The organism is Capsulimonas corticalis (assembly GCF_003574315.2).
In the GTDB taxonomy this organism is placed as follows: domain Bacteria; phylum Armatimonadota; class Armatimonadia; order Armatimonadales; family Capsulimonadaceae; genus Capsulimonas; species Capsulimonas corticalis.
The window spans coordinates 1,650,586-1,671,606 of the sequence record NZ_AP025739.1; the positions used below are offsets into that span (position 1 = coordinate 1,650,586).

The 21,021-nt window shown below is 62.0% G+C and carries 13 protein-coding genes; 7 read left to right on the forward strand and 6 right to left on the reverse strand.

Features of this window, described 5'->3' with window-relative positions; all coding sequences use genetic code 11:
* Positions 1-737: 737 nt before the first annotated feature.
* The 5 genes from D5261_RS07035 to D5261_RS07055 all read left to right on the forward strand — a co-directional run bounded on the left by D5261_RS07035 (position 738) and on the right by D5261_RS07055 (position 8,377).
* Positions 738-1,463 (forward strand): SGNH/GDSL hydrolase family protein, encoded by a 726-nt coding sequence (locus D5261_RS07035; protein WP_119324420.1) that lies wholly within the window; start codon positions 738-740, stop codon positions 1,461-1,463.
* A 13-nt stretch (positions 1,464-1,476) separates the two neighbouring features.
* Complete coding sequence (gene ilvA, locus D5261_RS07040; protein ID WP_119324419.1) at positions 1,477-2,730, forward strand: threonine ammonia-lyase; 1,254 nt, start codon at positions 1,477-1,479, stop codon at positions 2,728-2,730.
* A 32-nt stretch (positions 2,731-2,762) separates the two neighbouring features.
* Entirely contained in the window at positions 2,763-3,746 is a 984-nt protein-coding gene (locus tag D5261_RS07045) for a 2-hydroxyacid dehydrogenase (protein ID WP_119324418.1), read from the forward strand.
* Positions 3,747-3,762: 16 nt separating this feature from the next.
* Positions 3,763-6,783, forward strand: a complete 3,021-nt coding sequence (locus D5261_RS07050; protein ID WP_218025749.1) for a proline dehydrogenase family protein — start codon at positions 3,763-3,765, stop codon at positions 6,781-6,783.
* 163 nt (positions 6,784-6,946) lie between these two features.
* Positions 6,947-8,377, forward strand: a complete 1,431-nt coding sequence (locus D5261_RS07055) for an IS4 family transposase (protein ID WP_301002433.1) — start codon at positions 6,947-6,949, stop codon at positions 8,375-8,377.
* Positions 8,378-8,527: 150 nt separating this feature from the next.
* Here the strand turns inward: D5261_RS07055 and D5261_RS07060 are convergent, their stop codons facing one another.
* The 6 genes from D5261_RS07060 to D5261_RS07085 all read right to left on the reverse strand — a co-directional run bounded on the left by D5261_RS07060 (position 8,528) and on the right by D5261_RS07085 (position 17,536).
* On the reverse strand, positions 8,528-10,957 hold the full coding sequence (locus tag D5261_RS07060) for a transglutaminase domain-containing protein (protein WP_119325215.1): 2,430 nt from the start codon (positions 10,955-10,957) through the stop codon (positions 8,528-8,530).
* 189 nt (positions 10,958-11,146) lie between these two features.
* The gene (locus D5261_RS07065; RefSeq protein WP_125206427.1) at positions 11,147-13,963 is read right to left on the reverse strand and encodes a GH92 family glycosyl hydrolase; all 2,817 of its coding nucleotides are present in this window, start codon (positions 13,961-13,963) and stop codon (positions 11,147-11,149) included.
* Positions 13,964-14,197: 234 nt separating this feature from the next.
* Positions 14,198-14,383, reverse strand: a complete 186-nt coding sequence (locus D5261_RS07070) for a hypothetical protein (protein WP_119325217.1) — start codon at positions 14,381-14,383, stop codon at positions 14,198-14,200.
* A gap of 80 nt (positions 14,384-14,463) precedes the next feature.
* Positions 14,464-15,324 (reverse strand): DUF1559 family PulG-like putative transporter, encoded by an 861-nt coding sequence (locus D5261_RS07075; RefSeq protein ID WP_119325218.1) that lies wholly within the window; start codon positions 15,322-15,324, stop codon positions 14,464-14,466.
* 273 nt (positions 15,325-15,597) lie between these two features.
* Entirely contained in the window at positions 15,598-16,701 is a 1,104-nt protein-coding gene (locus D5261_RS07080) for a TlpA family protein disulfide reductase (RefSeq protein ID WP_119325219.1), read from the reverse strand.
* 79 nt (positions 16,702-16,780) lie between these two features.
* On the reverse strand, positions 16,781-17,536 hold the full coding sequence (locus D5261_RS07085; protein ID WP_301002434.1) for a family 16 glycosylhydrolase: 756 nt from the start codon (positions 17,534-17,536) through the stop codon (positions 16,781-16,783).
* Positions 17,537-17,946: 410 nt separating this feature from the next.
* Between D5261_RS07085 and D5261_RS07090 the strand changes: the two genes are divergently transcribed.
* Both D5261_RS07090 and D5261_RS07095 read left to right on the forward strand, forming a co-directional pair.
* Positions 17,947-19,965 carry a hypothetical protein gene (locus tag D5261_RS07090; protein ID WP_119325221.1) on the forward strand — a complete coding sequence of 673 codons (2,019 nt, stop codon included), beginning with the start codon at positions 17,947-17,949 and terminating at the stop codon, positions 19,963-19,965.
* A gap of 14 nt (positions 19,966-19,979) precedes the next feature.
* Positions 19,980-20,999: a LacI family DNA-binding transcriptional regulator gene (locus D5261_RS07095; RefSeq protein ID WP_119325222.1), complete on the forward strand. Its 1,020-nt coding sequence runs from the start codon at positions 19,980-19,982 to the stop codon at positions 20,997-20,999.
* Positions 21,000-21,021 lie beyond the last annotated feature (22 nt).

Here is a 21,021-nt window from a genome sequence, read left to right on the forward strand (position 1 = left end):
CCGGGAAGAATCCTTTCCGGCGTCCGTTTTTATGACTTAGCAATGCCTGGACGGCGAAATGTCCGTCTCAATGATAACGATGTCTATGGTACTTCGACAAGGATGACTACTTCGTGAAAAAGCTTCTTCCCTTTCTTTTCGCAGCCGTGATGGCGGCCCTGCTGGCTGGATGCAGCCAAGAGCAAAAACCGCCGCCGCCGCCGCCAGGGCTGATCATACCGCGCACTCCGGCCTCCGCATCAAACAGTACTCCAAATCAGAGCGGCGCGAAATCCAGTAACTAAATATCCAGCAGTTGAAAACGGTATCGGCGTATTGCGTTCGTAATGCGCCATGCCCGTCACTCTCAAAAAGCTGTAAATATCCTGAAAATAACTTCGAGCGTCAGATCAAAATTTTTTGAACGTTTCTTGAAGCCGCATCAGTACAATAAGGACAGTCTCGAACGAATACTGTCGCCATTGCCGCCGACGCCGTTTTTCCCAGCTGTAAAGGAATGCGTCATGACCGGCCCACTCAAACCTCGCCCTTTTGTTGTGATCGAACTGCCTCGACTGGACCGCTCCGGCGGTGATCCTCAGTACGACGCCGTTCCTTGTCTGCGCCGCAGCCGGCGCTGTGAACCGTCGCGGCTGCGACGGCTGCCTGCTCCCTGCGGGGCGGCGGAGTCGCCCCGGCCGCGGATCCGTTTGCTGCCGGGAATGTCCCCCACGCGTCGCTCAGGACGATGATGCTTTATGATTGAAACCACCGCGTTCGCCATTCCGGCGCTGCTTTCCGCCGCATGTTTGTTCTGGTCGGACGGCTGGTCGAAAGGCCAAACGCCGGCGGGACAGGTTGTCTGCCATGGCGATAGTCTCACCTTTGGCGAGAATGCTGCGAAGAGGCAGGGGACCGCGAGCGGCGTGGCCTATCCGGGCGTCCTCGCTTCCCGCCTGGGCGCCGGGTGGAAGGTGACCAGCCTGGGGCGCCCGGGGTGGACGATCGGGCAGCTCGCCGAGGAGGCCGCGCTTCACGTGGACACGCTCTATAATTCCAAACTGCCGGAGAATGTGCTGATTGTCTTCGGCGGCGCGAACGATCTGGGAGGCGCTCGCATGAGCGCGTCGCGGGCGTTGGAAAACATGGAAGAATATTGCAGGGCGCGGAAGGCCGCGCATCCCTGGAAGATCCTGGTGGCGACGCCGCCGATGGCCGTTGATCCGAGCGTCTGTCCGCCGGATTTCAACGATCAGATGCTGGAATACGGGGAGTTGATTCGCGGCGGCTGGCGGCGGTTCGCCGACGGGATCGTCGATGTGCAGGCCGATCCGCGCCTGGGGGCGCCGGGATGCGAGCGCGACAGCCGTTATTTCAACCCTCAGGATTTGACGCACTTGACCGACGCCGGTTATGAAATTATTGGTGACGAAGCGGCGAAGGCGGTGGCGCGGATCAGCGGTCACGCGCCCGTGGCCAAATGAAAGACAGCAGACGATGAACGCACTCGCAGCAACGGTGGTTTTCGAGGATATTTTGGAGGCGCGCAAGCGCATCGCGGACGCCATTTACGACTCGCCCTGTCCGCGCTCCGTGCCGCTGTCGGAAGTGACGGGTTCTGATGTCTACTGCAAGCTCGACTACCTCCAGCGCACTGGCAGCTTCAAGGAGCGCGGCGCGCGCAACGCCCTGATGCAGCTGACTCCCGAGCAGCGCGCGCTGGGAGTTGTCGCCGCGTCGGCCGGCAATCACGCGCTTGGCCTCGCTTACCATGGACAGCTGCTCGGGATCACCGTCAACGTCGTCATGCCGAAGTTCGCGCCGCTGGTCAAAGTGAGCACATGCCGGCGTTTGGGCGCGAACGTGATTTTATTCGGCGACGACTTCACCCAGGCGCGCGATAAAGCGATGGAGATGTCGCGCGTCGAGGGAAAGACCTATGTCCCGGGGTTCGATGACGCCGCCATCGTCGCCGGCCAGGGGACCATGGGCTTGGAGATTCTGGAGCAGGTCCCGGATGTCGAGGCGATCGTCATCCCAATAGGCGGCGGCGGCTTGATCGCCGGGATCGCCCTGGCGGTCAAAACGCTTCGTCCCGAAGTACGCATCATCGGGGTCGAGCCCGTGAACTCGCCGTCGTTCGCCGCCGCGCTCAAAGCCGGCCATACGGTCGCCGTTCCCTCGAAGGCGACCGTAGCCGACGGTCTGGCGGTTCCGGAGCTTGGTCGTCTGCCCTTTGAGATCGCCCGCCATCTCGTGGACGAAGTCGTGAGTGTCACCGAGGATGAGCTGGCGCTGGCGATTCTGCGACTGGCGGAACTGGAGAAGGCGGTCGTGGAAGGCGCCGGCGCGGCGCCGCTCGCGGCGTGTCTCGCCCAAAAGATCCCGTCGGTGCTCGGCAAAAAGATCGTGCTGACCCTCTGCGGCGGCAATATCGACCCGAGCGTCCTGTGCAAAGTGATCGAAAAGGGCCTCGTCGCCGACGGCCGCCTGTGCCGCTTCACCGCCTCGATCAGCGACAAGCCGGGCGGCCTTTCGGAGTTTACGGCGTTGGTCGCCTCCACGGGGGCCAGCGTCAAGGAGATCACCCACGAGCGCGCCTTCGCCGGCGGCGACGTCTCGGCGGTGCAGGTGCTGTGCGTCGTGGAGACACAGGACCGCGAGCATATCCGAAGACTTTACAGCCTCCTGCGCGAAAAGGGAATCGTCTTCTATCAGAACCGCCTGGAGCAAGACGCCCCAGCGTTGTGACGGTTCACCGGGATCACACAAGAAAGTCCGCCATGAATATCTTATTTTGTTCCGACGGGTTTAGCGCGGGCCGCCGGGCGCTGGAGGAGGAGCTTTCGGAGCACACGATCTTGCGCTGCCATCCGAGCGAGCTCAGGGACTCCCTGCGCGATGTGGATGTGATCGTGCCGTGCGTCTCCAAAATCGGCCGCGATGTGATTGAGGCTGGGACATTCGGCATGGTCCATCAGTTTGGGCGCGGGCTGGACGGCGTCGATATTCCCGCCGCCACGGACAACGGCGTCTGGGTCGCCAATGTCTCCACCGAATTCGGCAACGCGGACAGCGTCGCCGAGCACGCCGTGATGTTTATGCTCGCGCTTTCGAGACGGTTGCCGGAGATGCACGCCGCGCTGGCGGAGCGGCGTATCTCCGAACCTGCGGGGCGCTCGCTGTTCGGCAAGACGGTCTGCATCATCGGTCTGGGCGCGATCGGAGTGGAAGTGGCCAGCCGCCTGAAGACGTTCCGGATGCGTATTCTCGCCGTGCGACGCCAGCCGGAACTGGGGGCGCCGGAGGACGCCGGCGTGGAAAGCGTTCACGGCATGGAAGATTTACCGGCAATCCTGGAACAATCCGATTATGTTGTGCTCTGCGCGCCCTACCGCCCGGAGCTGCGCTGCCTGATCAATCGGGAGACGCTGGCGCACTTCAAGCCCGGCGCGTTTCTGATCAATGTCGGGCGCGGCGGCCTGGTGGACGACGAAGCGCTCGCCGAGGCTTTAAAAAGCGGCCATGTGGCCGGCGCCGGGCTGGACGTCTTTTGGGAGGAGCCCGTCGATCCGAACCATCCGCTGCTCCAGTACAACGTGATCGCCACGCCGCATGTCGCGGGCATCACCGACACCGCCTGCTGGGCGCTCGCCACCGCCCTGTCTGAGAACGTTCGCCGCTTTGAGCGCGGGGAGGCCCCCCAGAGCGCCGCCAACGCGCCGATTTCGCCTCGGGGACCGGTGCGTCCCCTGGCGCTGCTTTGAACATCAGGAGACCGTTTTGTTAGACCACGCCCCCGCCGCGCCGCGCGCCATTTCGCCGTTCGCCGGCGATTCGTCCGTCGAGCGCCGGACTCAGGAGCTCGGCAAGAAACTATTGATGGACCTCCAGCGCCAGGAGCGCGGCGGCGGATTGCAGGACCGCCTTTACGGCGCCATGATGGGGATCGCGATGGGCGGCGGCGATGCGACGAAAACGGAGATGTTCCGATTTGTCGACGTGCTGCCGGCGCTGAAGACTCCCGAAGCCGTCACGACGCACTTGAACGAATATCTCCTGAAGCCCGCCGTCACGCTGCCTGCCGGCGCGTCCTCGGTCCTTCGCTTTGGCGGACGCTCGGCGTTCACGCGCCGTTTGATGTCCGCCGCCGTCCAGCAGGGGACACGCATGATGGCCCGGCGCTTTATCGCCGGCGCCGACGCGCAGGAGGCGCTCGGCGTCGTCGAAGGGCTGCGCCGCCAGAACCTCGCGTTCACCATGGACCTGCTCGGCGAAGCCGTCACCAGCGAGGCCGAGTCGCTGGCCTACCAGAAAAAGTATCTGACGCTGCTCACCGACCTCGCGAAACTGACGGCCCGCTGGCCCGCGCGTCCTATCTTGGAGGCCGCGCCCTTCGGCGGCGTCCCGCGCGTCAACGTCTCCGTCAAGCTCTCCGCCCTTTACGCCCGATTCGATCCCATGGCCGCCGAAGCGACCTCCGAAGCCGTGAAGGAGCGTCTGCGGCCGATCCTGACGCTGGCGCGCAAAACGGGAGCGTTCGTCAACGTGGACATGGAGCAGCACGATTTTCGGGGCATCACGCAGCGCATCTTCCAGGAAATCTTGTGCGAGGATGAATATAAAGACTGGCCGGATGTCGGCATCGTCGTCCAGGCCTATTTGACGCGTTCGAGCGAGGACTTGGTCGCCTTGCGCGACTGGGCCGAGCAGCGCGGGACGCCCGTCTGGGTGCGTCTGGTGAAGGGCGCCTACTGGGACTATGAGACGATCATCGCCGCCCAGCGCGGCCATGGCATTCCGGTTTACCAGAACAAACCCGAGACCGACGCCAACTACGAGCGCTGCGCGGCCTTTTTGATCGAGAACTGGCGCACGTTGCGTCCGGCAATCGCCTCGCACAATGTCCGATCGGCCTCGCATGCGCTGGCGCTCGCCGAAGCCGTCAAAGCACCAAAAGGGGCGGTCGAATTTCAAGTCTTGTACGGCATGGGCGAATCGCTTGGCCGGGCGCTCGTCGCCCAAGGGCAGCGTGTCCGCGTTTATGTCCCGTTCGGCGAACTGCTGCCGGGTATGGCGTATCTCGTCCGGCGACTGCTGGAGAATACCTCCAACGATTCGTTCGTGAAGAAGCTGTCGGATCACGCCGATGTCGCCGCGCTGCTGGCCCCGCCATCGGCGGTCGTCACGCCCGCCCGCCCCGTCCTGACGCTTTCCAATTCCTCCCAGACATTCGTCAACGATCCTGAGACAGACTTCGCCGTTCCGGAGAATCAAGAACGGATGCAAAAGGCGCTGATAGCCGTCCGCAGCGAGCTCGGTCTGACTGTGCCGATTGTGATCGGCGGCAAGCGCGAATCCTCGGAAGAGACGATCGACCGCGCCGATCCCTCCGACACAAGCCGCATCGCCTCTCGTATGTCCTGCGCGACTCGGGATCAGACCGAGCGCGCCCTTGTGTCCGCCGCCGCCGCGTTCCCCGCCTGGCGCGACACGCCGCCGTCCGAGCGCGGCGCCCTGCTGCGCCGCACGGCTCAAGAGCTTGAAAAGCGTCGATTTAAGATCGCCGCCTGGCAGGTTTACGAGGTTGGCAAGCCTTGGCGCGAGGCCGACGCGGATATCGCTGAAGCCATCGACTTCTGCGTCTACTATGCCGACGAGATGGAGCGCATGACCGCCCCGCGCCGCCGTGACATCCCCGGCGAGTGGAACAGCTACATCTACGATGGGCGTGGTCCCGCCGTGATCATCGCCCCCTGGAACTTCCCGCTGGCGATCCTGACCGGCATGGCCGTCGCTGCTCTTGTCACCGGCAACCCCGTCATTCTCAAGCCCGCCGAGCAGTCGTCGCGCGTCGGCTACTTTCTGATGGAGGCGCTCGAAGCCGCCGGCGTTCCGGCGGGCGTGGCGAACTTCCTGCCCGGCGTCGGCGAAACAATCGGCCCGGTCCTGGTCAGCGACCCGCGCGTCGCCCTGATCGCCTTTACCGGCTCGAAAGATGTCGGCCTGTCTATCATCAAAGCCGCCGCCGAAACGCCGCCCGGCCAGCGTGAGATCAAGCGCGTGATCGCCGAGCTCGGCGGCAAAAACGCGATCATCATCGACGAAGACGCCGACCTCGACGAAGCGGTCCTGGGCGTCCTCGCCTCGACCACCGGCTTCTCCGGCCAGAAATGCTCCGCCTGCTCCCGCGTCATTGTGGTCGGCTCCGCCTGGGAGGCGTTCCAGTCCCGTCTCGCCGAAGCCGTCAAAAGCATCCGAATCGGCCCCGCCGAAGATCCCGCGACCACGATGGGCCCCGTTGTAGACGAAGCCTCCCGCGAGCGCGTCCAAAAGTACATCGCCATCGGCAAGACCGAAGCCCGCCTCCTAGCTCAAGCCAATGTCCCCGCCCACTTAGAAGATGCGGGCAACTATGTCCCCGCCGCCGTCTTCTACGACTGCCAGCCCGAAGGACGTCTTTGTCGCGAAGAGATCTTCGGCCCCGTCCTCGCCGTCCTGCGCGCCCCCAATCTGGACGAAGCCCTAACCATGGCCTCCGACTCCCCCTACGCCCTTTCCGGCGGCTTCTACTCACGCTCCCCGGCCAACATCGAGCGCATCCGCCGCGAATTCCGCGTCGGCAACCTCTACATCAACCGCAAAATCACCGGCGCCCTCGTCGACCGCCAACCCTTCGGCGGCGCCGCAATGTCCGGCGTCGGCTCGAAGGCGGGCGGCCCGGATTATTTGCTTCAGTTTGTGGTTCCGAGGACGATTACGGAATCGGTGATGCGGCGTGGGTTTGCGCCGGAGGCGGGGTAGGGCGTAGCCCCTATTCCCCCGGCGCTTTAGCGCGCCTCGCCCCTGGCAAACCCACCCCGGCCCTTCGGGCCACCCCTCCCGCAACGGCTAAGCTTGTATCACATCTTTTGGGTGTGTACGAAATTGACGCAGAATATGGGATCCTAATATCGGAGGAACAACGATGTTAGGATCCGGGTGGGCCGAAAACGAAATTCAGGGGACAAAGTTTGGCGATGAGCGCTTCCGCCGTGTCATGGGGGAGACGCTGGAGGCAAAGTTTTCTCAACCCAACGTCAGCTTTTCCACGATGTGCGGCAATGCTTTGAGACAATCGGCGGGACGTCTATTACGCCACCCAGAAACCAATGCGACGGATCTCCTGGAGGGACACCGACAAGCAACTCTGCAGCGATGCCTGGGAGAGAAAACCATTGTCGTTGCCCAGGACACCAGTTCCTACAATTATTCCACCCACTACGCCACCGAAGGGCTGGGGCCGATCAATGACTCGAAAAAGGCGATGGGCATTCATCAGCATTCCGCGCTGGCGATGACACCCGACAGACTTCCGCTGGGAGTGGTGGAGGCTCACTTTTGGGCGCGTCCCCTGGAGAAGCAAGCGGCGGCGCAGCGACGCAAAAAGCCCATTGAGGAGAAGGAAAGCCATCGCTGGCTGCGAACGGCGAAACATGTGGAGCAGCTCTTTGAACCCCACCTTCGCCAAGGAGGAGAGGTGGTCGTGGTCGCGGACCGGGAAGCGGATATCTTCGACCTGCTAGCACAAGAGCGTGCTTCGGGACTGGAACTGATTATCCGCGCCGCTCACCCCCGCACTGTTAAAGTGATGGATGGGGAGGTGGTGGACCGTTCGGAGGGCGCCACGAAAGAACCGGCCTATTGTTCTCTTCTGGTAGCGGCTCAGCAGGGAAACGTCCTGGGCCACTATACGCTTCGTGTTCCTGGACGGGCCCAGGCTCAAGATCGTGACGCCACGATGGAGATGCGCCATTGCCGTGTGGAGGTTCAGCCGCCCAAAGCCGGTGTGGGACATGAGGAGAAAGCCGTTCCGATCCAAGTGGTAAGCGCTCGGGAGATCGTCCCTGAGGGAGATCCCCATGCCCCTTTGGAATGGATCATGATCACCACTGTGAATGTGACCGATATGGCGTCGGCGCGGCGTGTCCTGGATCTTTATACGTGTCGTTGGGAGATTGAGCGATTTCATTTTACGCTCAAATCGGGCTGCCAAGCCGAGCGTCTTCAGATGGACGATTTAGATACTCTTTGCAATACGCTCTCGCTTTACCTGGTGGTTGCCTGGCGATTATTATATGTGACGCATTTGGCGCGTGTGATGCCCGAAATCCGCGCCGACCAGATTATGGATACAACCGAGCTTGCCATTCTCAATCAGCAGAGCCGTACTCCGATCACGACGATTTCGCAGGTGGTGACGGCCATCGCGCAGCTTGGGGGCTTTGAGCCCTACAAAGGCGGCCCGCTTCCTGGGGTGAAAGTGCTCTGGAATGGGCTCAGAAAGCTCGACTCCATGGCGGCTGGATGGAGGCTCGCCATGGAGTCGATCAGAACCCAAAATGTGATACAAGCTTAGCCGCAACGGGAAGGGTTATTTCAGAGTGTGTTATCGCAGACGACTCTCGTAAAAGGCAATCTTACTCACCCTTCCCGTCGGCGGGAGGGGTCGGCCGAAGGCCGGGGGGGGGGTTGCCAGGGGCGAAGCCGGGAAAGGGGGAGTCGAAATTTACTTCGACGGGGGGATGGGGCAATCCACCTCCGCCGCAAACGCCAGCCCCGGGTCGCCTCGCCGCGCCATCGTCGCGCACAGTGTTTTCAAACTCGGCGTCAGCTTCTGCACGGACTTCTTCCCATCCACCACAAACGTGATCGGTTTGTCGAACGACACCAACCGGCTGTCCAGCAGCACGGTGGCTGAGGTCACGCTGGGCGTTGTCGTGACGGTCACCTGGTTGTCACGGCACGTCGCATCGATCTCTTTGGTTTTGCCGGGATCGTTGGTGTGGATCCAGAAGAAGTCGCGGATGACGTCGTCGGTCATGAGCCAGGTGAGTTCGCGCGGGGCGGCGTTGCGGGTGGCGTAGGCCATGTCGGCGATTTTGTCGCGGTCGGGGAGGGCGGGGTGTTCGACGCCTTCCATGATCTGGACGCCGACGGGGAAGACATCGTGGCGGCTTCCCCGCGCGGCGTTGACGTCGTCCATAAACTTGTGGGTTCGGTCAAGGCGTCCGTAGGCGTTGTCCAGGCCGGCGGCCATGACGGTGAAGACGGTGTTGCGCAGGGTTTGCGGGACGGTTTCGCCATCGGTGACCGCGCCGGCCGAGGCGTGGATCGCGGCAAAGAGATCGGGTTCTTTTGGGCCGATGGCGTAGGCGCCGTAGCCGCCGTGCGAGTAGCCCATGAGGAAGACTTTGTTGGGATCGATGTCGCCGAAGAGCAAAAACTGCTGACGGAGGTTGGCGACGAGCGGATAGACGTAGTTATCGTAGAAGCCGTTCCAAGTGTCGTTAGGCGCGCGCAGGGCGAGGTATTTGTAACCGCCCGCCGCTTCAGGATGGTCCTTGTAGTGGGTTTTCATGATCTCCCACTGGCTGTCATTCATCTCCTTGGGGCCGCTGCCGCCGCCGTGCATGGCGATATAAAGCGCCCAGCCGTTCGCGGGGCGCGTTCCGACGGTCTTGACGGTGTAGGGGCTGAGATACTCGCCGAATGTCGCCTGGTTGGCGTCGAAGTCGCGCTTCATCGCCGCATGGATCGGCGCATCTTTGTAGGCGTCCCATACGAGCTGCCGCACGGCCGGCTCATCTTGCTTGAGGGCCAAGTCCAGCGTTTTCGGGAATGCCCAGTGGATCTGCGTGTTCGTCGGCGCGGCGAAGTACGCGTCCAGCGCCGTCTTGAGCTGAGCGATGGCGGCGTCGCTCAGCGTTTTGACGGCGGGCGCGGCTTCCAGATGGATTTCGGACTTCTCCTCGGCCTCGTCGCCGGCCACGAATGGCTCAGAGATCGTTTTCCCCTCGTAAACGACGGTGACCTCATACGAGTGCTTGCGCGGGACATCGAAGGTGAGGTAATTGTTGCGGTCGGCGTTTTCGCCCATGCTGGTTCCGGTCCAGACCACCGCGCCGTTGGTGATATCGCGCATCGTGACATCGGCGGCGGCGCGCTTGCCTGCGGGATTCAGCACGGAGACAAAGACATGCGTCTTGTCCGCCGCGATAGGCGCGGCCGGCGTCGCCGATGCGTAGCGCGATGTGACGTTGACGGCATGGACCCACTGAATCTTCGGATCCCACACAAGGGGGAATGCGAGTCCGGTTTTCTGGAAACTGCTGGCGTAGATCGCGTAATCCCGTTCATTGGCCTTCGCCTTCGCCGCGTCGCCCACGAACCAGCCACGGTCCAGGCCCTGCGGATCGGGCTCGGCGGCTCCGGTGAAGCGCCACTGGGTCCCGTCCCAGATTTCAACCCAGGTATGGTTGCCGCGCCCGTCGGCCCAGAGCGGCGTCCCCACAACGCGGGCCGGGACGCCCACCGCGCGGCAGGCGTCCACCAGGAGAATCGACAGGCCGCTGCATGTCGCCACGCCGCTCGCAATCGTCTCCGTCGGCGCCTGATCCGGGCGATGCCGCTCCGTGGAGTACTTGACCTTCACCAGCGGAAAAAGCTTCCGATTGATCGCCTGCGCGGCGTCGCCCAGAGTACCGACGCCCGCGATCAGCGGCGCCGACAGCTCCCGCAGCTCCTTGCGCGACCCATCGCGCTCCTCATTGAGGCTGGCGTAGGGCAGCACGTCATTCAAAAAGACTGCCTTGGGAATCTGATCCCGCCAGGGCGAATGATCCCAGGCGTCATACGCCAGCGCGACATTTTTGAGCAAAAAGCCGCTCGTCAGGGTCCGCAGATCTCGCCTGGGCATATTCGCGATCAGAAACTCCATCCCCTCGCGCTGTGCGGCTGGCGTCTGATTCAGCGCATCCGCCAGTTCGCCTTGATTCTCCCCCGCGTCCGCGAGCGCCTGCGTCACGGCGGGCGAATACCACGACTGCGCCGATTCGAACGCAGGCGCCTCGGCGCGCGCGGGCTGGACGGCGCCGCCGGCCAGCAGGAGCGCGGCGGCGATGGGGAGGTAGGATGGTTTGTTGTGGGGAGGTTTCATGGCGTGTTTTTTTGTGTGATATTGGCAAGAGCAAGAGGCCCTCACCCGGCGCTTCGCGCCACCCTCTCCCAATCTTAGGAGAGGGTTAAGAGGAAGATTAAGATTTGGATCAAAGATCCTCAAAACAAAAATTCTGACTCCCCCTCTCCCAGAATTGGGAGAGGGGGCCGGGGGTGAGGGCTCCTTCCCCTACTTCTCTTCCAATATCTCAATCCCATTAATCTTCGCGTTCTGATCCGGACTCCCCGCCGCCGCCGAGATCCGAATCCGGATCTTGCCGTCCGCATCGGGCGCGATTCCGGTGAACTCCTTGACCAGCGCCTTGTTCGCGCCGACTTCTTTAAAGATGTCCAGATTCGTCAGCACGGGCTGGTCGTTGATGTGGACGTCCTCGATCCGTTCGCCGACGCTGCTGTCGAAGATTTCGTCGAAGTGCAGGCGGATGGTGTACTTGCGGTCTTTGGGGACCGTGTAGGCATACGTGAAGTTGTCGGAGTATCGCTCGCTCTGGTAGACGCCGATGGGGGCGGCGTTTGGGGCGCTGGCGTCGATCGTCACGCTGGCATCCCCGTTGGTCGAGCCTTCCGTCATATTCGGGTCGGGGAGGAAGTTGCCGATGGGGTCGTCGCTGCCGGCGGCGACTCGGATCGGAAGAGTCAGGGCGGGGAAGGTCGTGGGCGCCGGCGCGGGCAGGGGGGCGTAGGCGAAATTGGCCGGCATGCCTGAGGGCGGGCGCGAGTCGGCGGAGGCCCCCCAGGATTTGTTGGGCGCGGGTCCCATCGTCAGACGCAGCGTTCCGCCGGCGGCGATCTCATCCTGTGTGAGATAGGTTTTCGCCAGCGGCTTACCGTTCAGGGTCGCCGATTGGATGTAGATGTTCGCCGCCGAGTTTTTGTCGGCGATCACGGTGAACTTGTGGCCGTGGTAATGGGCGTCGTCGAGCTGAAGCGTCGCCTTGCTGACGGCCGGGCTGCCGATGACGTAGACGCCGCCGACAGGGTTGACCGGATAGAAGCCGAGCGCACTGAAGACGTACCAGGCCGACATCTGCCCGCAGTCGTTGTTGCCGCACTGGCCGGCGGGCGTGTCGTTGTAGAGCGTGGTCATGATATTGCGGACACGCTCCTGGGTCTTCCAGGGCGCGCCGGCGTAATTGTAGAGATACGCGACGTGATGCACAGGTTCGTTGCCGTGCGCATACTGGCCGATCAGACCGGTAATATCGGGAATGTTCGCGATCACGTCGGACTTTTCGTTGAACAGATTGTCCAGCTTGGCGATGTACGGCGCGTCGCCGCCCATGATCTGGATATGGCCGGGGACATCCTGCATCGTGGTCCACGAATACTGCCAGGCGTTCGCTTCAGTGTAGTCGGCCCAGACGAGCTGTTTGGGGTTGAAGGGATGGCGCCAGGAGCCGTCGGCCTTGCGGCCGCGCATAAAGCCAGTCCCGGTGTCGAAGACATTGCGGTAGTTGGCCGCGCGCTTCAGGAACATCTGCGCGTCGTCGTCATGGCCGAGCGCTTTCGCCATCTGCGCGATGCACCAGTCGTCATAAGCGAACTCCAGGGTCCGGGAGACGGATTGTTTTTGACCCGTGCTGGAGGAAAGCGCATAGCCGTACTGCCGGTACTCGTCCTGGCCGTTATGATCGCGCATGGCGGTGTCGCGCAAGGCTTGATAGGCCGCCTCGGCGTCGTAGCCGCGCAGGCCCTTGAGGTAGGCGTCCACGATTACCGGGGCCGAGTGGTATCCGATCATCGTGCCGGTTTCGTTTTCCCAGAGCGGCCAGATCGGGATCGATTTGCGGCCCCACTGCTGATACTCCGCGAGCAGGCTCTGGACGATATCCGGCACGCGGCTGGGCTGAAGCAGCGTCAGCAGCGGGTTCTCCGCCCGGAAGGTGTCCCAGAGCGACATCGTCGTGTAGTTTTGGAACTTCGCGCCTGTGTGGATCTGATGATCGAGGCCCCGATAGGACAGGTCGGCGTCGTTGTAGTGGACGGGGGCCAGGTAAGACTCGTAAAGGTTCGTGTAAAACGTCGTGCGGATGTGCGGATCGGTCGTCTCGATCTGAACGGCGCCGAGCGCCTGGCTCCACTGCTCCCGCGCGGCGTTGCGTACGGCGTCGAAGTCCCAGCCGGGAATCTCGGCGGCGAGGTTCTTGCGCGCGCCGTCCACGCTGGTCGCCGAAACGCCGACTTTGACCAGGATCTGGTCGTGATCCTGCGTTCCGTAATCGACAAACGCCTTGACCTCTTTGTCCTCGGCGGTTTTTGTCCCGGCGGGCAGGCGCGTTCCGCCCGACTCGATACCGTACGAGTTGAACGGGCGTGAGAACTGCATCACGAAGTACACGGCGCGGCGGCCGCCCCAGCCGCTGGAGACGCGTGAGCCGCTGATCGTGGTGTCATTCTCCACGCTGATCGAGGTGGTGATCGGGCTGTCGCCGACCCCGTGCGCCAGGTCCAGCACGATATGCGCGTTGTCCGCGGTCGGGAAGGTGTACTGGTGGAGACCGCAGTGATCGGTCGCCGTCAGCTCCGCCGTCACCTGCGGATCCTTCAGGAAGACACGGTAGTAGCCTGGCTTCGCGGTCTCTTGATCGTGAGAGAAGCGCGACGCGTAGCCGCTGCCGGGCGTCCCGGCGTCGAGGCGCACGGGGCCGACCGTCGGCATCAGCAGGATATCGCCGAGGCCGCCGACGCCGGTTCCGGAGAGATGCGTGTGGCTGAAGCCCAGGATCGCCGAATCCGAATAGTGATATCCCGAACTGCCGTCCCACCCTTGCAGAGGCGTATCCGGGCTGAGCTGCACCATGCCGAACGGCGCCGTGGCGCCGGGGTAGGTGTGCCCATGGCCGTCGGTCCCGACCAGCGGGTTGACGCTGTCGATGGGGGCCGGCGGAACTGCGGCGGCCTGCGACGGAGAAGCGGCGAAGCTGAGCAGTGCGGTGAGCGTCAGCGCGGACAAGCCGTATTTGCGAGTGAAGGGATGCATTTTCATGATTTTCCGTATTGCAGCAACGATCTGAGACGCGCCGGGGGAGAAGCGCGCAGTGAAGCGAAAACGCCAATGGCGTCAGCTTACTGTTTTACGCTCAAAGGAGTGTCAAAAGTTCACGGAAAGATTGGGGAGGGGAACACCGCAAGCGCGGGGAGACAAGACTGGCGCTTGTGCTTGCTTGCGGTGATAGGGTTCGGTCAAAATCGCCCGCGCGGGGTGAAACGGACAAGAAAATCAGGGCTTCGTTTGGTCGCCAGGAGGCGCGGCCGGCGGAGCGGGAGTGTGCAGATTTCCCGAGGGTGGTCCGGTGGGCACGGGGCCCATGTTGACGGCGTCTTTATCGGTCTGGCTGGAGCATCCGGCGATCGCGAAGCACAGAAGCAGAATCAGCAGAAACAGTTTGTTTTTCAATGTCTTCATCTTACGTAACCTGGGAGAATGCGTATCCATCCGGCGGACATCCGAGCGCCGTGGATGTGTCCACGGCGCTCGCAATATCTTTATTGGGGATTGAAGGTCACGTATGCGGTGGAGCTTCCCCACCATGCGGAGACTTGCTTGGGCAGCGCATTGTTGCTGGGAGCGTTGTTCGGACCATCGTTGGTCAGCGCGGCGTTTTCCCCTCGCATGTATTTGCAGTGTCCGTCGGCCAGCAGATAGTTCGAGCCGCCTTGACGCCAGTCGGTGGAGTTCGGGGCGTGCCGGGCGGTGGTCCACGAGACAGCCGCGCAGACGGGATCCCAGCCGCTGACCGTGCAGCCGTTGGCGTCGCAGTTGACGGCGCTGGCGTAGTCGCCGTTCAGCCCGCACGCGGCCGTGTTGGACCAGGACATCGCCGGCCAGCCGTCGCCGACCGCGGAAACAATCCAGTTATTGTGATTGAGCGCATTCTCGGTGAGGCTGCCGACAAACGCGGTGTCGTTGGTCACTTCAAAAAGCTGCACCGTGGTGGCCGGCGCGACCAGATATCCCAAGCTGCGCGCCGGCAGAAGGAAGTTGAGCGCGTAAGAGCAGGTGTAAACGCCGTTTCCCGGGGAAGGCTTGTCATCCGGGCAGCGCAGCATGTCCGGAGCCTTGATATAGGGGCTAATGGCTCCCGCCCAGCCCAGGCCCGTGCCGATCATGCCGCTCGATGTGCTCGCCGGCCCTTTATTGATCAGACCGGTGGGGTATGTCTCATCGCTGTCCTGGATGTACTGCATCATCGCCAGCCCAAGCTGCTTCTCGTTGGAAATACACGAAATTTGCCGCGCCTTCTCGCGGGCTTTGGCGAAGACGGGGAAGAGGATCGCGGCAAGGATAGCAATGATGGCGATTACTACTAGTAACTCGATCAGCGTGAAGCCGTAACGTTTGTTCATTCGATCATACCTTTCTATCAAAACTTTGCTCAATACGGGAAATAATTCCGTGAATAGTGCGGACTAGTGTTTGCAAAAATGCCTACTAGGACGTCCTATTAACAGGCATATTATATAGCGGCTCGTTTAATCTGTCAAGAGCTTTTCTTGCGATCGGCCCAAAATAAATAGAAATAATTTGGACCGATCTCGCTTTAATGAAACGTTTAGATAGAGACGAAAGCAGCCTTACGTTTTTCAGAGTCGGCGCGGCTCATGGGCTGCCGGGCGGGTTTACTCGGCCAGCAGCCGCTGCGTGAAGCCATCCGGGTCGCGCTCGCCGTATCGTTCGCGCAATACCCCCGTTTTATCCACGAACCAGCACATGGGCAGCGTATCGACGCCAAAGCGGGCCTGCACGGTTCTTCCCGCCGGGACGTCCCGATATTGTGGCCATTCCAGGGTGATGTCCTTCAGCGCAGCCGTCGCTTTGGCCTGGTCTTCGTCAAAGTTCAATCCGACGACCTCCAGACCTTTGGCGTGATATTTTTTGTAGAGCTCGTTCACGGCCCACAGCGCCTTGGGAGAGAAGCGGCTGGAGGAATCCCAGAACAGCAAAAGCGCGACTTTGCCGCGCCATTGTTTCAGATCCCACGCTTTGCCGTCGCTCAGCGTGAGCGTCAATGCGAGAGGCTTGTTCACCGCCGCCGAGCGGCGGATCAGCCCCTGGCATTCGGCTTTTATCTTTTCATCGCGGCTGCGGGCCAGGATTTCCCGCGCCAAAGCCGCCGACTTTTCCGTCGCGGCGGCTCTGGCCAGGTTCAGCAGGTACTTATCGCCATCGGGATGGCCGGGGTAATCCTGCGCCAGCCGCCGGGCGCGCCTTTCCAGTTCGGCCCGCATGGCGTCGTCGCTCTCGTATTGCCGGCCGCTCACGGCGGATTGGAGCAGGCGCAGCGAGAGCTGGAACCGCGCGGCGTCATCGATTTTGGGGTCTTTGAGGCGCTCCGCCGTGGCGGCTTCCAATTCCGCGATTTTGGTCGTACTGCTGAGCGCGACGGCGGCGTGAAGCATGTCGAAATAGATCTCCCGCGCGCTTACGGCCTGAGGATACTTCGGATATTGCGCGTAAAACTGTTTCGCCTCGTCGGCGACGGCTCCCGCGCGCTCCGCCGTCCTCGCGTAATAGTCCCGAATCTCCTTCTGGGAATACATACGGTCGGCAAGCTGCTTGAGTGGCTCGGGCGGGGTCTCCTGGTCGTGTTTGAGCGCGCGCCACGCCCGGTCGGCGCTGTCGGATCCCGCGACGCGGCGTATCTCCGCCGCTCGCAGAGAGTGGAGATTGGGAGAGAAAAACGCCGTGGCGACCAGCAGTCCCAGAATGTTTCGCGGCTTCAATATGTTGTCTCCCGGATGGGCGTCCAAAGCTCGCCGCAATCGCCTGCGGCGAGCTTTGGACGCCTATCGATCGCGTCGATCAATGCGTCGCAAGCACATAGTTGTGGTACTGGACGTAGGTATTGCGGGTCGGACCGGGGGAGCCGGAATCGCCTTCCATGGCGTAATTGGCGATCACCCAGAAGGGCACGCCCTGCACATCGGGGATTGAACCCTGATTTTTGATGGCGCCGTCGAGAAACAGCTGATAAGTGCGGGCGCCGCCGGACGCGGGGCCGAGCGCGAGGCCGTAGTGGTGCCATTGTGTGTTGTTGATGTTGGTCTCAACGACGCTCCAGCCGCCGCTGCTCCCGATGGCGTTTTGCCAGACATTCCCACCGACATTGCCCTTGAATTCGGCGATATCGATTTCCGGCGGCCAGTTCCACGCGCTGTCCAGCCACCATGCCGGCCAGCAGCCTTGCAGTCCCGCTTGCGGATCGTAGATATCCACATCGACCGTCACATAGCTGTAGCCGCTGCTCGGTATCTGCACCTTGCCGTAGGCGACTCCGGATTCGTAGCGGTGGCCGCCGGTGTTATACATCGAATGCAGGGTGAGATATCCGCTGCCAAATTCGGCGTCCCATGTCTGATAGTATTCGCTCCCATGGTCCGTATGCGATCCCCAGGGCAGCGTGCCGTTGCTGGTCCAGACGGAGGTATCGAATCCTGAGGCAAGCGTGGCGGCGTTGACGGCGAGCGGCGACGCCAGGCCAAGGCAGACTGAGAGGAAATAGGTGATCTTTGTTGTGTTCATCGTTGTACGCCCTTGTGAAATGAGTGTGATCGTCATGGAATCTCTTCGTTGATATTCGCTGGATTTCTGTTTCTGATCACCTCCCTCTGGATTGCAAAAATCGCGTAAAATTCATAATCTTGTAATATAGCAATTATCGCTATTAAAACTTTCTGCTGCGCTCTCGTCGCGCACCCGCCATTTCAGACGAATCGGCGGGTAACTAGAGCTGTCTAGTAGCGCAATTGCTGTTACTAGAGCGTCCTATTAGATGCCCCATTATATCGAGGTTGGATACGCCTGTCAAGAGCTTTTCTGGTGATAGGAGCAGCATTTTGAAAAAAAAATTGCGACGCCTGGCGACTCTTTGGCCGGCGTCCCGCATTTTCGGAGTTGACAATCAAAGCGCTTTGCTTTATAGTATTTTGTAATCAAAGCGCTTCGATTGGTGAGGAGCTCGGGATTTTATGAAGAAATGGCGATATTGGCGTCCACTCGCGTTCATTGCTATCTTGGCGACGGCGTGCTCCTGCGGCGCCGCCCAAACGCCGCCGTCCTCGGCTCCCGCCGCGGGTGCGAACGCGGGCGGCAAGATCGTCGTTCGCCCTTCGATGGTGGTCAACGAATCGGCGCAGGGCGACGCCTTTGCGTTGTTCGACGAGCAGGCGCTTGCCGGCGATCCGCGCGCTGGGAGCAAAGCGGAGCCCAAAACCTTCTGGACCGCGGGCTGGAATAAAATCTACTATCCCCTGACGGCCTTTGTCGATCTGGGCGCGGAGTATCAGATGACGGATATCTGCGTTTATGATACGACCGGCGTCGGCGACTTTCACATCGAAAGCGGGACTCCGTTTCACTGGAAGCCTCTGCTGACCGACCCGCTCAACCACTATCAGACCTGGAATATACATCCCGTCGATGTCCGCGCGCGCTACCTGCGATTTACGATCGCCGATCCCGGCATGCAGGTCCCGGAGATCGTGCTTTACGGCAAGCCGCTGGGGCCGATCTCGGCCGTCAAAATCCCCGCGCCGACGCCTCATCTTCGGCCGACGATGGATCAGTTCATCGGAACGAACGCGTTTATCGACGATCCGCTAGACAAGATGTCCGTCGCCGGATACGTCCGCGAATACCACAACTGGAGCTGGGACTCGGGGGATGGGAACGCCGGCGCGCCGGCGTATCCCCACAATTTGGATGCGTTCAACCCATCTTCGGCGGCCGGCGGCAATTTCTGGTTCTTCGACGACTACTACGCCAAGCTGAAAAAGGCCGGGATCACGGTTTGCCCGGCCATTCAGGGCAATGTGAAGTGGCTGGCGGGCGATGACGCGCATATGAACGACAAGGCCGCCGCGCCAGGGCAGGACGCCGCCGATCCGAAATCCTACGCCGCGCACGCCGACCATCTGTTTCAGTTCGCCGCCCGCTACGGCGCCGCGCGCGTTCCGGACGCTTTGCTCAAACTCGCCGCGAATCAGCCGCGCAAAAGCGGCCTCGGTCTGCTGAGCTACTATGAGAATCAGAATGAGCCCGACGGCTGGTGGCGTGGCCGCGAGGGATATTCCAGTCCCTACGAGCTGGCCGCGCAGTGCAGCGCGGATGACGACGGCGATCAAAAGCGAATGGGCGCGACATTCGGCGTCAAAAACGCCGATCCCGGCGCCAAGCTCGTGCTGAGCGGGCTGGCGGGGACCAATCTCGATTATATCAAGGCGATGAAGGTCTGGGCCGACTGGAACCGTCACGGCGACTTTCCCGCCGACGTGATCAACCTGCACCACTACTCCAATAACGCCGCCGATCAGAAGTCCGGCCAGGTCGGCGTCTGCCCCGAAGCCGACGGCCTGAAGGAGAAGATGCGCGCGATCGTCGACTATTGCAGCCGTTACCTCCCGGGCCGCGAAGTCTGGCTGACCGAGTTTGGTTACGACACCCATCCCGCCTCCGTGCAGCGCGCCCCCGCGATCGGTTCAGCTTCCGCCGAGGAAGTTCAGGCCCGCTGGATTGTTCGCTCGTACCTCTTGCTCGCCGCCGCCGGCGTGGACCGCGCGGCGCAGTACATGCTGCGCGACGTCAACCCTGCGGACGCGACCCAGTTCAGCACCAGCGGTCTCGTGACGCAAAAGGGCGAGTGGAGGCCCAAGCCCGCCTGGTATTACACATACACGCTCAAGAATCGCCTCGCGGGCATGCGGTTCGATGGCGAAGTCCCCTCGGGCAATCCCAAAGTCTGGATCTATCGTTTCCGGTCCAGCGCGGGCAAAGGCGCTTATGTCCTCTGGAGCCCGACCGCCGAGAACGCAGCCGTCGCCGCATTCCGTTCGCCAAAATTCACGTTGTCCCAAGCGGCGACACTTGTGGAGTTTGCGAATGGAGAGACCAATGGCAAAGCCTCCCCGCTCGTCGTGACCCATGGATCCGTGTCCGTGGACGTGAGCGAGTATCCGGTGATCGTTCTGGTGGACGCCCTGGCGCGCTAGAGGGAAACAACGCCATGGCAACGATCTATGATGTCGCAAAAGAATCCGGATTTTCGCTCTCGACGATCTCCAATGTGCTGAACGACGGCCCGCGCCCGGTGCGGCCGGAGACACGCGCGCGTATTTTGGAGACGATGCGCCGGCTCGATTACCATCCCAGCGCCGTGGCGCGGGGGCTGGCCCGGCGGCGAACGAATAATCTGGGGATACTGTTCGGCGTCGTCGAATCGGCGGCGATCGTCATCAACGCCTATTCGGCCGCGATCCTTCAAGGCGTGCTCACCACCGCCGCCGAGCGCGGCTATAACATTACCCATCTGACCACGCCCTGGCGCGGCAAGGAGTATTCGCTGTCGCAGTTTCGCGATGGGCGAACCGACGGCGTGCTCGTCGTCGCCCCGCCTACCGATTCCGATCTGATCCCCGCCCTGGCCTCGCTCAAACTGCCGTTGGTGGCCGTCTCCTGGCCGCCGGAGCGCACGCGCGTCCCTTTGGTGGAGGTCGACGACGTTCACGGCGCCCAGATGATCATGGACCATCTGCTGGGGCTGGGACATCGCCGGATCGGGCATCTGATGGGGCATGGAAATCTGCTCAGCGCCGTTGTGCGTCGCGAAACATACGATCGGCGCCTCGCGGAAGCGGATATCTTCCCGAATCCGGAATATGTCCTGCCGGGAATGTACTCGACCAAATCCGGATATGAAAATGGGCGCCGCCTGCTTTCGCTGCCGGAGCCTCCGACCGCCATCTTCGCCGGCAATGACGAGATCGCTTTCGGCGTGATCGAAGCTGCCCGGGACATGGGCGTCGCCATACCGGGACAACTTTCTATCGCGGGCGTGGACGACCGGCCGCTGGCCGCATACATGACGCCGCCGCTTACCACGGTGCGCCAGCCGTTCGTCCAGATGGGCGCTGAGGCCGCCCGGCTTTTGATCCAGCGCGTGGAAGGCGACGACATTCCCGCCACGACCTATCTTTTCCAGCCTGAACTGATCGTGCGCGGCTCGACCGCGCCGCCGGTCAAATAATCCCGACGATGAGCGATCAGTA

Bases quoted from the DNA above. Each gene is read 5' to 3' on its own strand.
- D5261_RS07090 (WP_119325221.1), top strand. From the start codon at position 17,947: ATGAAGAAATGGCGATATTGGCGTCCACTCGCGTTCATTGCTATCTTG.
- D5261_RS07095 (WP_119325222.1), top strand. From the start codon at position 19,980: ATGGCAACGATCTATGATGTCGCAAAAGAATCCGGATTTTCGCTCTCG.
- D5261_RS07065 (WP_125206427.1), bottom strand. From the start codon at position 13,963: ATGAAAATGCATCCCTTCACTCGCAAATACGGCTTGTCCGCGCTGACG.
- ilvA (WP_119324419.1), top strand. From the start codon at position 1,477: ATGAACGCACTCGCAGCAACGGTGGTTTTCGAGGATATTTTGGAGGCG.
- D5261_RS07085 (WP_301002434.1), bottom strand. From the start codon at position 17,536: ATGACGATCACACTCATTTCACAAGGGCGTACAACGATGAACACAACA.
- D5261_RS07070 (WP_119325217.1), bottom strand. From the start codon at position 14,383: ATGAAGACATTGAAAAACAAACTGTTTCTGCTGATTCTGCTTCTGTGC.
- D5261_RS07045 (WP_119324418.1), top strand. From the start codon at position 2,763: ATGAATATCTTATTTTGTTCCGACGGGTTTAGCGCGGGCCGCCGGGCG.
- D5261_RS07055 (WP_301002433.1), top strand. From the start codon at position 6,947: ATGTTAGGATCCGGGTGGGCCGAAAACGAAATTCAGGGGACAAAGTTT.
- D5261_RS07075 (WP_119325218.1), bottom strand. From the start codon at position 15,324: ATGAACAAACGTTACGGCTTCACGCTGATCGAGTTACTAGTAGTAATC.
- D5261_RS07035 (WP_119324420.1), top strand. From the start codon at position 738: ATGATTGAAACCACCGCGTTCGCCATTCCGGCGCTGCTTTCCGCCGCA.
- D5261_RS07060 (WP_119325215.1), bottom strand. From the start codon at position 10,957: ATGAAACCTCCCCACAACAAACCATCCTACCTCCCCATCGCCGCCGCG.